The organism is Paenibacillus sp. FSL H8-0317, from assembly GCF_045040685.1.
Classification (GTDB): Bacteria; Bacillota; Bacilli; order Paenibacillales; family Paenibacillaceae; genus Paenibacillus.
Genome location: NZ_CP150294.1, coordinates 5,094,034 through 5,109,964, shown reverse-complemented (window position 1 = coordinate 5,109,964; position 15,931 = coordinate 5,094,034). Strand labels below are relative to the sequence as shown.

At 48.7% G+C, this 15,931-nt stretch carries 14 protein-coding genes; 12 read left to right on the top strand and 2 right to left on the bottom strand.

Annotated features, from left to right (window positions below):
- Window positions 1-35: 35 nt before the first annotated feature.
- The 3 genes from MHB43_RS22925 to MHB43_RS22915 all read left to right on the top strand — a co-directional run bounded on the left by MHB43_RS22925 (window position 36) and on the right by MHB43_RS22915 (window position 5,570).
- Window positions 36-1,220, top strand: a complete 1,185-nt coding sequence (locus tag MHB43_RS22925; protein ID WP_339178058.1) for an exonuclease SbcCD subunit D — start codon at window positions 36-38, stop codon at window positions 1,218-1,220.
- Window positions 1,217-4,636: an SMC family ATPase gene (locus tag MHB43_RS22920; RefSeq protein WP_339178055.1), complete on the top strand. Its 3,420-nt coding sequence runs from the start codon at window positions 1,217-1,219 to the stop codon at window positions 4,634-4,636. The genes MHB43_RS22925 and MHB43_RS22920 overlap by 4 nt, the downstream gene beginning before the upstream one ends.
- A gap of 589 nt (window positions 4,637-5,225) precedes the next feature.
- A complete protein-coding gene (locus MHB43_RS22915; protein WP_237174357.1) occupies window positions 5,226-5,570 on the top strand; it encodes a hypothetical protein in 345 nt (114 codons plus the stop codon).
- 781 nt (window positions 5,571-6,351) lie between these two features.
- Here the strand turns inward: MHB43_RS22915 and MHB43_RS22910 are convergent.
- The gene (locus MHB43_RS22910; RefSeq protein WP_339178053.1) at window positions 6,352-7,485 is read right to left on the bottom strand and encodes a bifunctional cystathionine gamma-lyase/homocysteine desulfhydrase; all 1,134 of its coding nucleotides are present in this window, start codon (window positions 7,483-7,485) and stop codon (window positions 6,352-6,354) included.
- A gap of 1 nt (window position 7,486) precedes the next feature.
- The gene (locus MHB43_RS22905; RefSeq protein ID WP_405130480.1) at window positions 7,487-8,437 is read right to left on the bottom strand and encodes a PLP-dependent cysteine synthase family protein; all 951 of its coding nucleotides are present in this window, start codon (window positions 8,435-8,437) and stop codon (window positions 7,487-7,489) included.
- Between the two features lie 220 nt (window positions 8,438-8,657).
- Between MHB43_RS22905 and MHB43_RS22900 the strand changes: the two genes are divergently transcribed.
- The 9 genes from MHB43_RS22900 to MHB43_RS22860 all read left to right on the top strand — a co-directional run bounded on the left by MHB43_RS22900 (window position 8,658) and on the right by MHB43_RS22860 (window position 15,916).
- Complete coding sequence (locus MHB43_RS22900; RefSeq protein WP_024628477.1) at window positions 8,658-9,017, top strand: histidine triad nucleotide-binding protein; 360 nt, start codon at window positions 8,658-8,660, stop codon at window positions 9,015-9,017.
- A 232-nt stretch (window positions 9,018-9,249) separates the two neighbouring features.
- Window positions 9,250-9,423: a 30S ribosomal protein S21 gene (rpsU, locus tag MHB43_RS22895; RefSeq protein ID WP_005547957.1), complete on the top strand. Its 174-nt coding sequence runs from the start codon at window positions 9,250-9,252 to the stop codon at window positions 9,421-9,423.
- A gap of 15 nt (window positions 9,424-9,438) precedes the next feature.
- Window positions 9,439-9,882: a GatB/YqeY domain-containing protein gene (locus MHB43_RS22890; protein ID WP_017687237.1), complete on the top strand. Its 444-nt coding sequence runs from the start codon at window positions 9,439-9,441 to the stop codon at window positions 9,880-9,882.
- A 282-nt stretch (window positions 9,883-10,164) separates the two neighbouring features.
- Window positions 10,165-11,487: an NfeD family protein gene (locus MHB43_RS22885; RefSeq protein WP_339185430.1), complete on the top strand. Its 1,323-nt coding sequence runs from the start codon at window positions 10,165-10,167 to the stop codon at window positions 11,485-11,487.
- 161 nt (window positions 11,488-11,648) lie between these two features.
- The gene (floA, locus tag MHB43_RS22880) at window positions 11,649-12,659 is read left to right on the top strand and encodes a flotillin-like protein FloA (RefSeq protein WP_339178046.1); all 1,011 of its coding nucleotides are present in this window, start codon (window positions 11,649-11,651) and stop codon (window positions 12,657-12,659) included.
- Between the two features lie 13 nt (window positions 12,660-12,672).
- Window positions 12,673-13,272, top strand: a complete 600-nt coding sequence (locus MHB43_RS22875) for a hypothetical protein (protein WP_339178043.1) — start codon at window positions 12,673-12,675, stop codon at window positions 13,270-13,272.
- 182 nt (window positions 13,273-13,454) lie between these two features.
- Window positions 13,455-13,748 (top strand): sporulation protein YqfC, encoded by a 294-nt coding sequence (yqfC, locus tag MHB43_RS22870; RefSeq protein ID WP_017687241.1) that lies wholly within the window; start codon window positions 13,455-13,457, stop codon window positions 13,746-13,748.
- Window positions 13,745-14,938, top strand: a complete 1,194-nt coding sequence (yqfD, locus tag MHB43_RS22865) for a sporulation protein YqfD (RefSeq protein ID WP_339178040.1) — start codon at window positions 13,745-13,747, stop codon at window positions 14,936-14,938. The genes yqfC and yqfD overlap by 4 nt, the downstream gene beginning before the upstream one ends.
- A gap of 6 nt (window positions 14,939-14,944) precedes the next feature.
- Complete coding sequence (locus MHB43_RS22860; RefSeq protein WP_017687243.1) at window positions 14,945-15,916, top strand: PhoH family protein; 972 nt, start codon at window positions 14,945-14,947, stop codon at window positions 15,914-15,916.
- Window positions 15,917-15,931: the final 15 nt, after the last annotated feature.

Sequence of the window (15,931 nt, the reverse complement as noted above, 5' to 3'; positions counted from 1 at the left end):
CATGGATTTCATATGGGAGAGGGGTGGAACGGACGATGCGTATTTTGCATACAGGGGACTGGCATTTGGGAAAAACGCTTGAAGGACGAAGCCGACTGCGTGAACAGGAAGATTTCGTTGATGAACTCGTCAGGTTGGCTGATGAGCAGCAGGCGGATGCCATATTAATGGCTGGAGATGTGTATGATTCGGTGAATCCTCCCGCAGCGGCGGAACAACTTTTTTATGAAGCGGCAGCGCGTCTGACGGAGCATGGAAGACCCCTCGTGGTGATTGCAGGAAATCATGATCAGCCAGAGCGGGTGGCTTCTGTGACTCCGCTTGTGAACAGACAGGGCATCACACTCGTAGGCATGCCTACTTCAGAAGCAGTAACCATCCATGCACAACGTACCGGAGAGATTGCACAGATTGCCGCATTGCCTTATCCTTCTGAAGCCAGATTGAATGAACTGCTGACAACAGATGGGGATGAAAATGTGCTTCGTCAGGCATATAGCCACCGGGTGGGCATGTTAATGCAGCGTCTGGCAGCTTCTTTCCGCCCGGATACCGTGAACTTGGCCATGAGTCATATCTATGTGCTCGGCGGTCTTGAGAGTGATTCGGAACGTCCGATTCAGATCGGTGGGGCCTACACGGTGGACCCTTCGTCTTTATCGACAGGTGCGCAATACACGGCACTCGGGCATCTTCATCGTGCACAGGCTGTCAAAGGAGACGGTGTGATTCGATACAGCGGTTCTCCTCTCGCTTACAGCTTCTCGGAAGCAGGGCAGAGCAAGTCTGTCACGATGGTTGATCTGGCACCGGGCGGAGCTGCACAGGTAGAGGAAGTTTTGTTAACATCCGGGCGTCCGCTTGTGCGTTGGCAGGCCCGTGGTGGTCTGGCAGAAGTATATCGCTGGCTGGATGAGGGACGTGATCCACAGGCTTTTATTGACATGGAAGTGTGGCTGGACGAGGCGATGTCCCTGAAGGAGATTCAGCAGCTGCGAAAATCACATGAAGGTATCATTCACATACGCCCCGTGTATCCCGAGATGGCTGCAGCAGGACTTTTGGAGCAACGATCGGAACTGCCGGTCCACGAACTGTTCCGTAAATTTTATCAGCGTCAGACCGGTGGTGCACAACCGGAAGACAGCCTGGTACAGCTTTTCCTAGAACTTGTGGATGAAGACGAGCCGGGAGTGCGTGAGGAGGTCGAGGAAAGATGAAGCCGATTCTATTAAAAGTTGCCGGACTGCAAAGTTATCGGGAGATGCAGGAGATTGATTTTACCGTGCTTACAGAGACGGGGCTATTCGGTATTTTCGGTCCAACGGGTAGTGGTAAATCTTCCTTGCTCGATGCCATCACACTCGCCATGTATGGAAAAGTGGAACGTGCTGTGAACGGGACGCAAGGCATTATGAATCATGCAGAGGATTCGTTGTCGGTTGCTTTTACATTTGAACTGATGTCGGCGGAAGGCACTCGGAGGTTCCGGGTAGAGCGACGTTTCAAACGAAATAATGAAGTGTCGGTGAGTAACACGATCAGCAAATTCATAGAGACGGTCAATGGCGAAGAACAGGTACTTGCCGACAAATTGGCAGATGTGAATCGCTGTGTTGAAGATGTGATCGGTTTGAAGATGGATGATTTTACACGGGCAGTGGTGCTTCCGCAAGGGAAGTTTGCCGAGTTTTTGTCACTCAAAGGCAGTGAACGTCGCCAGATGCTGCAACGCTTATTCCATCTGGAGAAGTATGGGGATCGGCTGGCCATCAAATTAAGCCGTCGGGTCAAGGATAATGATATGGTTCACCAATCTCTCGCTGCGGAGCAACAGGGACTGGGCAATGCCAGCAAGGAGACGCTGGAAGAAACGAAACGTCTTCTTCAAACCGCTGTTCAGCAGTCTGCATTATCCCGCAAAGCGCTGGATGAAGCTGCAAAGGAAGCTGAACAACTGGGCAAAATTCGTGAGTTAAGTAACGAACGGCATGCCCGTACGGATGAACAGCAGAAGCTTAAAGCGCTGGAACCGCAGGTCGAGGCAGGCGAACAACGGCTGAAACAATCCGTTGCGGCAGATGCAATACTGCCTGCATTGCAGACGGTTCGAGATGCCACGGCTACACAGAAACAGCGGCAGGACACTGCCGAGACAGCTCATCAGCAAGCACTGGAACATGAGCGTCTGGCTGTTCAGGAAGCGGAGAAGGCTGAGACGGCACGCAAGCAAATGACTGAGGAAGAACCGAAACTTTTGCTGCGCCTGGAGCAACTCGAACAAGCGAAAGAGCTGCAACGTGAACGGGACGGACTTCAGACCGATTGCTCGCGCCTCGCGCAGTTGCTGGAACAGGGGCAGAGCGAACAGACTGCGCTGGGACAGCAGCTTGAGAAAGAAAAGGAATTGCAACAGCGTGGACGCAAACGGCGTGAGGAACTACAGGAGAGCCTTAAGCCAAATGAAGTGAAGTCAGAGGAACGCAGGCAACTTCAAGCTGCACTTGAACTGAAACATCGTGTGGATACTGCCGCGGAGCAGTTGCAACAAAATAAGGCTGACATGCAGGCCTATAAGCAATCGGCAGAACAGGGAGCCGACAAGCTGAAGGCGGCGGCTGAGGAAGAAAAACGCCTGAGTGATCAGCGTCAGCATCTGGTAGAACAGGCGTCAGCAGGTCTTGAGGCCTTGCTTGCCTGTGAGCAGGACATCAGTCGCGAACAGAGCCTGCTGGCTCTAGCGGAGGAACAGCTGCGTGGCACAATGCGTGAGCAGGAGCTGCACCGGCTGTCCTCCGCCTTGCGCGCCGAGCTGCGTGACGGCGAGCCATGCCCGGTGTGCGGCTCGCCGCACCACCCGCTCCCGGCTGCGCCGCCGGGAGAAGGTCCGCACGCAGGCGATGCGGACCTGGAACTGCTGCGCAGCCTGCACGCGGAGCTGCAGGAGCTGCGCTTTGGGCTGCGCCAGCAGCTGCACGAACGTCGCAGCCTGCTGACGCAGCTTGGCGCTGCGGCCGGCGAAGCTCCTGCCGCAGCCGAGGCCGCGCCTGCGGCAGCGGAGCCCGAGCCCGCCGGGTCGCCCGAACACGGGCGCTCCCCGGCAGGCTGGGCATCGCGTGCCGCTGCGCTGCGCGAAGCCGCGCAGGCGCTGGCTGCCGCAGCAGCGCCGCTCCAGGCCGAAGCCGCCGCGTTGCAGCAGGCGGCTGTGGGCGCGCAGCAGCGCCGCATGGAAGCGGCAGCTGCGCAAGAGGCCGGCCGTGCCGGGCTCGCCCAGGCGGAGCGCAAGCTGGCCGAGAGCGAGGCCGCAGCGGCTGCCTTGCAGGGCCGCTGGGCCGCGGAACTGCCGGGCATCGCTCAGGAGGAGGCCAAGGCCCTCTATCAGGCGATGCAGGAGCGCGATGCGCGCGCCGAAGACATCAAGGAACGTCTGAACAAAAGCGTGACGTTCCTTGAGGAAAAAGACCAGATCATTCAATCTCTTCAGCAGAAGCTGGTCGAATTGGACAAACAACTGATTCAGTGGCAAACGCAGTGGCAGGGCAATAGCAAACAACTGGCCGAGAAGGAAGAACGCTTGCGTCAGTGGGTTGGGGAGCTGCGGGTAGAAGACCTGATTGCTGCGGCTCAGGCTCGTCTGGATGGACTGCGGAAAATAGCTTCGGACTCGGCACAACGCTTCAAAGAAGCGGACACGCTGAAGCAGGAATCAGCCAAAAGAGACGTTATGGCTCAACAGGCAGCCGCCTCGGCAACAGAGCATCTGCAACAGGCACAGGAGCGGTGGAAGCAATTGCTGGAACAATCCCCGTTTGACTCGGATGATGCTGTTGTATCCGCGGCAATTCCTTCCCAGGAAGCAGAACGACTGGCAGGAGAGATCCAGCAGCACCGTGAACGTGAGCGTGAACTGGCATCCCAATTGCGTGAACTGGAACAAAAGCTGGGTGGTGCTGCCGTATCGGAGGAACAGTGGTTAGCGTGCACCGAACGATTGCAGCAGGTCCGGACTCAGGATGAGGCTGCCCTTCGTGCCAAAGCACGTGCAGAACGTGATCTGGAGGATGTGGAGCAGCGACATGTTCGCTGGACCGAACTGGAGAACAAGCGGGTGGAGGTAAGCCGTCAAGGCGAACTGCTCAGCAAACTGCAATCCGCGTTCAGAGGCAATGCTTTTGTCGAGTATATTGCTGAAGAACAACTGATGCAGGTTAGTCATGCGGCATCTCAGCGTCTGCGCTTCCTGACCAAACAGCGTTATTCACTGGAGGTGGATTCCGGTGGTGGTTTTGTGATTTGTGATGATGCCAACGGGGGAGTCAAACGACCGGTATCAACGTTGTCAGGTGGCGAGACGTTTTTGACTTCGTTGTCACTGGCTTTGGCACTGTCAGCCCAGATTCAGTTGCGAGGTCAGTACCCACTTCAATTCTTCTTCCTGGATGAAGGGTTTGGTACACTTGACCCTGAGCTGTTGGATACCGTCATTACGTCTCTGGAAAAACTGCATGACGACCGATTGGCTGTTGGTGTAATCAGTCACGTACCTGAACTGCGTGCACGCTTGCCGCGCAAACTTGTGGTGATTCCGGCAGGTGAGGCCGGAAACGGCTCACGTGTGGTCTTGGAGACCCTGTAGAGGGCAATGTGTAAGCAATATAGATCATAGAAGCGCCTCTAATAGTCCAAGCAAAATGAATAATAGAGGTTGTTCAAAAAGTCCGCTTTTGATTACGAATGGTGCCTAGGGGGCATCATCAACATCGAATATGGAATTCAGCCGAAATAAGTAGGGGCTTACGAAGGTTGTTTCCTTCGGAAACATTGCGGTTCTCACGTAGCTCTATCTATGCTCCGCTACTCCATTTCTAGCTTTATCCCGTCTTTTTGGTACTGAAAACCGCCCTTTTTAAACACGCACTATTTCCGAATGTTATTTATTGTAAAAATATTTCTTTTCTTGCTTGTACAACATAGCGGAGTGAGTTACATCACAGATACAGGTTCATCTCGCTGTTATACTACAGTTAAGCCGACAAACTTTATTTAAGTACCCCGGCGGACATCTGATCAGGACGTTTCCTGAATAGATGTCCGCGCAGCAGACTTCCAAGGAAGCCGCTCACGGGGTGCTTCTTTTTTTGTGTTTCTCGTCAGTAGTGTCAATTCGCCCAGTTCTGAATACCATGAAAAGGTGATCAAGAGCAGAATCAGGGAGGCGTTGGCAAGTGGAAAAAGTGGAAGCAAAGAAAATATGCAAGGAACACATGCACCGTTATGTATGTGTACAGATGAGTGACGGTATGCACTACGATGGCATTATGGAAAATGTGGATGACGAAATGATCTACCTGGCTGTTCCCGTTGGACCGGAAGCCATGGTGAATCATGCGAACTGGGCTCCAAATGCAATGCCGGGAGCAAACTATCCGATAGGTCATACTCGCGGATTTTATCCAGGTTACGGCTACCCTACACCTTATCCGTATTATGGTTATGGCCGTAGACGTTTTAACCGACTGGTGCTCCCGTTATTTGCGCTTACAGCGTTAACCCTTTTACCGTACTATTGAAATTAGAAAAACAGTCATAACTGCAAGTGACACATTCTTATGTACCCTATGGGCATCCTATGAAAATCCTCGAAAATAACTAGCTGAGGATGGATGTTTCATTCATGGTACCGTACAGCATGAATTAGAGAGGTCTTATCACATACGGAGTCTCAGCCTGATGTATCGCAACAGTCTTTGCAATACAACTGGCAACATACCGAATATCCAAAAAGGTCATGTCTGTGCAGAAGCAAACTTCTGTAAGGCATGACCTTTTTTTGAATCTAATTAGTGTAAGGTCGATGATGAACGGATGGCAAATAGCTTCTATTTAAACCTGCTTAAATCAGAAGCGGGCCTTAACGTGTCCGTAGCAGCAAGCAGCTTACTGCATCCTGAATAAGCGAGAACGTGCCCATGTGCGAGCAACGATCAAGACAACGAAAAGCTTTAATTCTCTATTCCGATTAAAAGCTTCGCTTTGGGTGGGATCGATGTTGTTCTCTTGCCCAGGATTGGAGGAGCAAAGCATGATGTGTGAGTGCTGACGAATCTGAGGCATCTTATTCAAGGCTTTGAAGCGCCCTCAGAATTTTAAGGAATCTGATACACGTTATAACCGGATAAACAGCCGCTTTCAGCATTTTTTTGAGGTTATTTCGGGAAAAACGTGCCTGATGTTCCTTATAATTTCAAATTTGGCCTGAACGCCAAATAAGATGCCCTGTGTTCCTTGGAAAATCGTCCATCGTCCACTACTCCTTCTCCAAGATCAGCCAGCATGGACTTCAAAATGCCCTCAACTTAATGCAGATTTCAAATCCTCAAGTAAATCCTCAACATCCTCGATCCCAACGGAGATACGAATCAAACCATCCGTGATCCCCAATTCTTGCCGACGTTCATAAGGAATGGAGGCATGCGTCATTCGGGCAGGTACAGAGATTAAACTTTCCACCGCGCCCAGACTTTCAGCCAATGTGAAATAACGGACTTTGCTTAACACGTCATCTACTTTTTCAGCACTACCTACATCAAAGGAAACCATACCGCCGTATCCTCTCGCTTGCGTGGAAGCAAGCTTATGCTGTGGATGGTCGGGCAGTCCGGGATAATAAACTTTACTCACTGTTGGATGCTGATTCAGAAATGTCACAAGCTGCTCTGTATTGCGCTCTTGCGCTTCCATCCGCAATCCTAATGTTTTAAGACCTCGCATTAACAGCCAGGAATCCATAGGTCCCAGGACTGCGCCAATTGCATTTTGAATAAAATGCAGATCTTCACCAAGTTGCTCGCTGTTGACAACCGCAAGTCCTGCCACGACATCACTATGACCACCGATATATTTTGTTGCAGAATGCAGTACAATATCTGCCCCCAAAGCCAGCGGGGTTTGCCAATAAGGCGTACTAAACGTGTTGTCTACAATGAACAGCAATTCATGTTGTTTCGACCATTTCGCTACAGCAGCAATATCGGTGACCTTGAGTAACGGATTGGTAGGTGTTTCTACATAAATGGCCTTTGTATTGGATTGCAAAGCCTGTTCCAGTGCTTGTAGTGAGGTGGTATCTACAAAGGTAGATTCGATCCCCAGACGATTCAGCACCTTGGTGAAAATGCGATAGGTCCCGCCGTATACGTCATCCGTCAGAATGACGTGATCTCCAGTTTTTAACAGAGAAAGTACAGCGTGAATTGCAGCCATGCCCGAACTAAAAGCAAACCCTCGAACGCCATCCTCCAGCTCTTTAATGACTTCTTCCAACGCATGACGGGTAGGGTTGCCCGTACGTGAATACTCGTATCCTTTGTGTACGCCAACCGATTCTTGCTCATACGTGCTCACTTGATAGATCGGTACACTCACTGCTCCAGTGTGTGGATCACCAACAACACCTGCATGAATCAGCTTGGTTTTTGGTTTCATTTCATTGTCCTCCATTATAGATATTTTGGCTTAAATACCGTTCGCTGCTATCCGGGAAAATAACAACGATGTTACTTCCGGGAGCTGCGTGAACAGCTTCGTTTAATGCGGCTTGCATAGTTGCACCTGAGGAACTTCCTACCAGTAAGCCTTCCAACAAGGCCAGATCCTTGACCCGCTCAAAGGCATCTTCATCTGAGATCGTATGAATGGCATCAAAGTAACTCACATCCATAAAAGAAGATAATGTTTCGACCCCTATTCCTTCTGTACGATGTGGTCCCGATGGACCTCCTGCCAGAATGGAACCTTCGGGTTCTACGATACATGTTTTAATTAACGGGTTTTGCTCCTTCAAAAAGCGAGATACCCCCATGAAAGTTCCGCCAGACCCGGCTCCGGCGACATATACATCCACCTGCCCGTTCAGATCACGCCAAATCTCAGGGCCCAGATGTTCATAATGTGCGAGTGGGTTATCCGCATTGGAGAACTGACCTGGAATATACGAACCTGGTATTTCTTTCGCGAGCGATTCCGCCTTGCGTATGGCACCAGTGATTCCTTCGGATGTGGGTGTGTTGACGACCGTAGCACCAAGGGCTTTCATCAACAGTTGCTTCTCAACGCTGAACTTCTGAGGTACTGTGAAAATGACCTTTAAATTCAGGCCTACAGCCGCCATTGCAAGACCAATTCCTGTGTTGCCTGCGGTAGCTTCGATCACCGTTCCACCTGGCTTAACATCTCCTCGTGCCAAGGCCTTCTCCAATAAATACTTGCCGATCCTGTCTTTCACACTTCCTCCGGGATTCATGAATTCCAGTTTGGCGAACAGGCGGATTCCTTCCGGTAATGGATAACGAGTTAATTCAAGCAGTGGCGTATTACCGATAAGTTCCTGTACATGTTGATAAACGGTCAAATTAACCAATCTCCTTTTGTGTGTCATTAACCATACATATTTGTTTAATTGGGAAAAGTGCGTGATAAAACCATATTTCAATAAAATGGCTTGGTATACTTCCAATGTTGTAAAGTGTTTGGCTCGATGATAGATGGAGAGTTGACCTGGAATGCCTGGTTGTGTGTCTAGAGATTGGACGTGGGTTTTTACTTCTAGTATGATAGAAGGGAATACATACACTGGAATACAAAGGAGGGTATGAACTATGGATTGCTTATTTTGCAAAATTGTAGAGGGCAGCATTCCCTCCAATAAAGTACTGGAGAATGACCATGTTATCGTTTTTCATGACATCCAGCCCGCTGCACCGACACATGTTCTTGTCATTCCTAAGAAACATATTGCTTCCATGAATGAAGTTACTGCAGAAGATCTGCCATTGATCGGCGAGATTCATCTGGCTGCTCAAGAAGCGGCGAAGCGTCTTGGCGTGGAGGAAACGGGATATCGCTTAATCAATAATTGTGGTAAGGATGGAGAACAAACCGTTCATCATCTGCATTATCATTTGTTGGGTGGTACCAGACTTGGCGTGTTGACAAGTCTGTCCGATTCTCACAAATAAACGAGCTAATGGGTACTAATATTGAGGATTTAGTCATATGCATTAAATCCACGAATGTGTGACCAAATGCTTATATAATGAATTCATTTCATAATACCTTTGAGTTATAAAATGGATTCAAATAAGTGATCATTACATTGAGGTTGACACCTTTATTATCTTTCGCCTATAATGTAAGATGATGAACCGTGTTATTGCTCTTGGACGGTCTGGTCGGAGGGAGGGAAAACTGGTGTCTGAAACTAAAGTTCGCAAAAACGAGACTATTGATGCTGCACTTCGTCGTTTTAAACGCTCCATCGCTAAAGATGGCGTATTGGCTGAGGTGAAGAAACGTAAGCATTATGAGAAGCCAAGCGTAAAGCGCAAGAAAAAGTCCGAGGCTGCTCGTAAGAGAAAGTTTTAGGAGGATTTTAACTACATGAATCTTAGCGAACGATTGAACGAAGATATGAAGCAAGCGATGAAGAGTAAGGACAAGTTCAGACTCTCCAACATTCGGTTGATTCGTTCGACGATCAAGAATCTTGAAATAGATTTGAAAAGAGATTTGGATGACAACGAAGTGCTTGATATCCTGAGTCGTGAAATCAAACAGCGCAAAGATGCCCTCCAAGAATTTGACAAAGCGGGCCGTGAAGATCTCGCGGCAAATGCAAAAGCGGAAATTGAAGTACTCATCCAGTACCTTCCCACACAGCTTACCGAAGAAGAAATTAAAGTTATTGTACAGCAGACCATCCAGGAAACCGGTGCTTCTTCGAAAGCCGAGATGGGGAAAGTCATGGCGGCCCTTATGCCGAAAGTTAAAGGCAAAGCGGACGGCAAACTGGTAAATCAAGCAGTTCAACAATTTCTGCAATAAAGCAAATCAATAAACACCTTCTGACTTGTCAGGAGGTGTTTTTTCCATTTATCTGAAGGCATGATGTCTTTGGGATGACAGAATTCCTTTTTAATGGTTAATATATATTATTATGGTTTTTTATTCTTGCAATTGATTGAGTTTTCAAATATAATTTTAAGATTTTGAAACGAAATGTTGCATTGCACGTAATAAATACCATAAGCTGGACAGTATAACATTAATGGAAAAGGGGGGACTATTGTGAAGGGAAAGCGCCGGAAGAAGCTTACGGGGCCATTGATGCTCTTAATGCTGCTGACGCTGTTGCTTCCTGTCTGGATTGGATCACCGTCAGCGCATGCAGCTGAGAAGAGTGGCGCCGTATATATTATTCCGGTTGATAAACCAATCGAGCAGGGACTTGGCAAGTTCATGGAACGCGGGTTCAAACAAGCAGAAGAGATGAATGCTGGCCTGATCGTTCTTGATATCAATACGCCGGGAGGCCGTGTCGACACTGCAGAAGCATTGGGTACCCTGATCAAGGACAGTCCGATTGAGACTGTTGCATTTGTTCGTGGAGATGCTGCTTCAGCCGGGAGTTTTCTGGCTCTGAATGCAGATAAGATCGTAATGTCACCAGGCAGTATGATTGGTGCGGCAGCAATGGTGGACAGTACGGGTAAACATGTTGATGATCCAAAGCTTGTTGCATTCTGGAAAAGCAAAATGCAGGGAGCAGCTGAGATCAGTGGTCGTGATGGCAAGATTGCAGCTGGAATGACGGATGTTAACATGGTTGTGGAAATGCCAGAGATTAATAAAACCAAGCAAAAAGGTGAGATTATTGCTCTCTCTGCTGAAGAAGCGCTGAAAGTCGGTTATGCCGACCACATCAGCAACACACCGGAAGAAGCGGCAGCTTGGGCAGGTTACAGTCAGGATGACGTATTTAAGGTAGAACGGACGACAGCAGAGAACATCTCATCCTTTCTTACCAATCCGGTTGTCATGACCATATTGTTGTTCCTCGGAATCGCAGGTGTGGCCATTGAATTGATCGTTCCTGGGTTCGGAGTACCTGGTATTGTCGGTATCGTATGTTTTGTCCTGTATTTCTCAGGAAATTACGTTGCCGGTTTTGCAGGAGCAGAGACGTGGGTATTGTTCACTGTTGGACTCATCTTGATGATTCTGGAGATGTTCATACCAAGCATGGGTATTTTGGGTATTCTGGGATCAATTGCGCTTGTTGCAGGTGTTGTGAGGGCTGCTTATGATACGAGTGATGCATTCGTATCCTTGGGAATCGCTTTCGGAGCAGCATTGGTAGTGATTGCGATTATCGCAGTACTGTTTAAAGATCGAGGGATATGGAATCGATTCATACTGAGTGACAGTCTGTCCGCTGAGCGTGGATACTCATCCGCTACCGAGCGTAAAGAGTTGATTGGACTGCAAGGCATTAGTCTCACACCGCTTCGACCTTCTGGAACAGCGATGTTTGAAGGAGAACGAATTGATGTTGTGACAGATGGTGATTTCATTCCGGTTGACACCCCGATTATTGTGATTAAAGCGGAAGGTACCCGGATTGTGGTTCAGCAAGCATTACCGGTGTAACCCGCTCTGTTGTCGAAGCGGATTAACGCTTCGGCAATGTACATAACTACGTAGCTGAAGCTGCCAGCGAGGTGGTGCATTCTTTAATTTAGCAGCAGACTCGTGAATGTCTTCTCAAATGTTTTTATCAAATTCAAATTGCAAATGGAGGAAATTAAACAATGGAACCAACTATGATTACGGTTTTGCTCATTGCGGTAGTTGCCATCATCGTATTGAGCGTATTCTTCAGCTTTTTCCCGGTCATGCTCTGGATCTCGGCAATTGCATCCGGTGTGCGTGTTAGTATTATTACACTGGTTGCGATGAGACTCAGACGTGTAACACCTAGCCGAATCGTAAATCCGATGATCAAAGCCACTAAAGCAGGTATTCAATTGTCGATGAATCAACTGGAAAGTCACTTCCTGGCTGGTGGTAACGTTGACCGTGTGGTTAACGCTCTGATCGCTGCCCAGCGTGCAAACATTCCACTTGAATTCGAACGTGCTGCTGCGATTGACCTTGCTGGTCGTGACGTATTGCAGGCGGTTCAAATGAGTGTTAACCCGCGTGTTATCGAAACGCCTGTTGTATCTGCGGTGGCAAAAGATGGTATCGAAGTCAATGTTCGAGCAAGAATTACAGTTCGTGCAAATATCGATCGACTCGTTGGTGGTGCTGGTGAAGAAACAATCATTGCCCGTGTCGGTGAAGGGATCGTAAGTACCAACGGTTCAGCAGAAACGCATAAAGTGGTTTTGGAAAATCCGGATCTGATCTCTCGTACAGTCTTGTCCAAAGGGTTGGATTCTGGAACTGCCTTTGAGATCCTGTCCATTGATATTGCGGACGTGGATATCGGTAAAAATATTGGTGCTTTCTTGCAAACTGAGCAGGCGGAAGCTGACAAGCGAATTGCTCAAGCCAAAGCGGAAGAACGTCGTGCGATGGCTGTAGCACAAGAGCAAGAGATGAAAGCACGCGTTGTAGAGATGAGAGCGCGCGTTGTTGAGTCTGAATCCGCAGTACCACTTGCAATGGCAGAGGCTTTGCGTAGTGGGAAAATTGGTGTGATGGACTACATGAATCTCAAAAATATTGAAGCAGATACTCAAATGCGCAATACATTGGGAAAACCTGGTGAAGGTTCGAATTCCAACGATCAGGGTGATTCCAAAAACGGAAGATAGGCGGTGAGTGCATATGGGCCTATTCGAATGGATTTTTGATAACTTGTACATTGTAGCTGTTGTCGGTTTTGCGCTCTTCTCATTCTTGGGGAAAGCTGCCAAATCGGCTGATCCAAACAAAAAGCGTCCTGCCAGCGGGATGCCTACGTTTGGAGGCGGCGGTGATTCAGACCGGGAAGAACGCTCAAGAGACAATTCATCTCCGCAGCAGTCTTCCGGACATACTGATCCCCGTTATGATGAACAGTATGACGATCGGTACGAAGACGAACAATATGAGAATCAGTATGGTCAGCCATATTCGGAGCCTGCTGCTTCTTCTAGCACAGCCAGTAACCACAGAAGTGAGAGTTCCTCAAGAGAAACGGAAAGCTCGCTTGAGCAACAAATGAAAGAAGTGGAACGACAGGAGCGTTTGATTCAAGAGAGATTAAATCGCTTCTCTTCTGCAAATAAACCTGTTGTGTCTGATTCCAGTTGGGATATACCCAACACCGATGAATCGGGAGCATCTCCGCTTCGCCCTGCCGATATTCGTACAGGTGTGCTGTGGGCAGAAGTACTGGGTCCTCCTCGTTCCAAACAGCCGTTTGGTACAAGAGGGAAACTGTAAACAAGTCTTCATAATGAACAGAAAAATAGAGCCGTCTCTGGTGCGCAGAAAGCCGCCGGAGACGGCTTTTTCTGTGTTCCTTACTTTTTTCTCAACATTCGTCCCTAACACGCTCCGGAATTTTCATAAATTCATGAATCTGCGCATAAGTTGAACTGTAGAGGAAGGGGGAAGACCTTCGAATGACCCGGATCAGCCGCAAGCTGCGCAGATGGACCAGTGAAGTGTTGGATCTGCCGCAGGATGTGCTTTATGATATGCCACGGTTAACCCTGATTGGCAGTAAGCAACTGTATATAGAGAATCATCGCGGTGTCATCCATTTCACCCCGGATCGTATCGTGTTGGCTCTTTCCCAAGGCCAGTTGGAGATCAAAGGAACTGCCTTGGTGATACGTAACATTTTGCCGGATGAAGTAGCTGTTGAAGGAACGATTCTGGATATTCATATGAATGGAGTGGAGGGGAACGGATGAAGCAGCCCAGTCTGTATAAACTGCGGGGAGCAGTCCGAATCACGGTCACTGGGGGAGACATTGAAACATTAATCAACACGGTGGCAGAGCAGGGGCTGGAAGTTTGGAACCTGCGTGCTCACGATGGACGCGTGGCAGAGATGAACATTCTGCTGCCGCATTTTTTCAGGTTGCGTCCTGTGTTGAAACGGACAGGCTGTAGGGTGAAAGTAACCCATCGCAGTGGTTTCCCTTTTTTTGCGGCCCGATTATTGCGGAGGAAGTTCTTTCTTGGGGGGATGCTGTTTTTTGTGGCAGCTTTGTTTGCGTTGTCGTCCATGGTATGGGATGTGGAGGTCAAGGGTAACGTCACCATTCCTACCGACGAGGTGCTCGCAGCAGCGAAGAAAGAGGGCATATATCCTTTCCAATGGGGGTTCCGCTTGCAAAGCCAAGACAAGCTCTCCAGGCAGCTTGCACTCGCTCTGCCGGATGTAACCTGGATTGGCGTGAGCAAAGAGGGGACAACCATCACCATTCAGGTCGTGGAATCGGCACAACCAAAGCGCGAACCATTACTGAATCCCAGACATCTGATCAGTAAGTCAGATGCTGTTGTCACTCAAATCTATGCGGAGCAGGGACGCCCTGTTGTTCAGAAGGACATGCGTGTCAAAAAGGGTCAGGTATTGATCTCGGGGATTCTCGGGGATGAGGAGAACACCAAAACCATTGTTGCCAAAGGTGAAGTTCGTGGTCTGGTATGGCGTGAGTATCAGGTAGAGGTTCCGCTGGTGCAAAAACATAATACAATGACAGGTGAGAGCAAAGAACGTTTTTACATGGTGCTGGGGAAATGGGCAATCCAACTGTGGGGGTACGGAAGTACACCTTTCAGTTCATTTGATACCGAGAGTAATCATAAACCATTGACGTGGCGATCCTTTACACTTCCCATGGGTTGGCTGACAGAGAAAGATCTGGAGACACGAGAGCATGAGCAACAACAGACGATAGAATGGGCCAGAACGAAAGGATTGGAAGGGGCAAGGAATGATATTATGGCCAAAAACGGCAAAGGAACAAAAATTATAAGTGAAAAAATTTTGCATGAGAAGAAAGAGAATGGTAAAGTTTATATGAAAGTCTTATTTGAAGTAGAAGAAAGCATTGCGGAAGAACTTCCGCTAGTCCATAGTCAAGGAGAATGAGGATATTTGTCAGAGCAAACACGCAGCATACAAATCTCCCTCCAGAGTGCGGGAGAGGGCCAATCCCTTTTTGGACCCCAAGATACTTTTCTTAAACTGATTGAATCCGAGATTCCTGCCCAGATTGCATCCCGTGAAGCGGAGATTGTGATTTTTGGCAACGCACAGCAGGTGGAATCGCTTGAACAATTATTTGATGTGTTACTGCAATTGATACGCAATGGATATGTGTTAACCGAGAGAGATGTGAAGTATGCGATTGAACTTGCCAAGGATATGCGGGCAGACCAACTATTGGATCTGTTCAAAGGCGAGATTACGACGACATACCGAGGTAAACCAATCCGTGTTAAAACCATTGGACAGAAGCACTATGTAACTACAATTAAAAAACGTGATATTGTATTTGGCATTGGTCCTGCCGGTACGGGTAAAACCTACCTTGCTGTTGTACTGGCTGTTGCCGCAATTAAAGAAGGCAGCGTCAAACGCATTGTACTCACACGGCCTGCTGTTGAAGCGGGAGAGAGTCTTGGATTTTTGCCAGGTGATCTTCAGGAGAAGGTAGACCCTTATCTGAGACCACTGTACGATGCCCTGTATGACGTTATGGGACAGGAACAGACCGCGAAGGCACTAGAGCGAGGGTTAATCGAAATCGCGCCACTCGCCTACATGCGGGGGCGTACGCTGGATGACTCCTTCATCATTCTGGATGAAGCACAGAACACAACGCCGGAACAGATGAAGATGTTTCTGACCCGTCTTGGTTTTGGCTCCAAAATGGTCATCACTGGAGACGTTACACAGATTGATTTACCGCGTGGTAAGAAATCCGGGCTTGTGGAAGCGAATACGATCTTGAACGAAGTTAACGAGATTGGATTTGTCTATTTTGCCGAGCAAGATGTTGTGCGGCATTCTCTCGTCCAGAAAATTATCGTGGCTTACAACCACGCCGCAGAAAATCAAGCATAGAAAGGGATTGTCTAA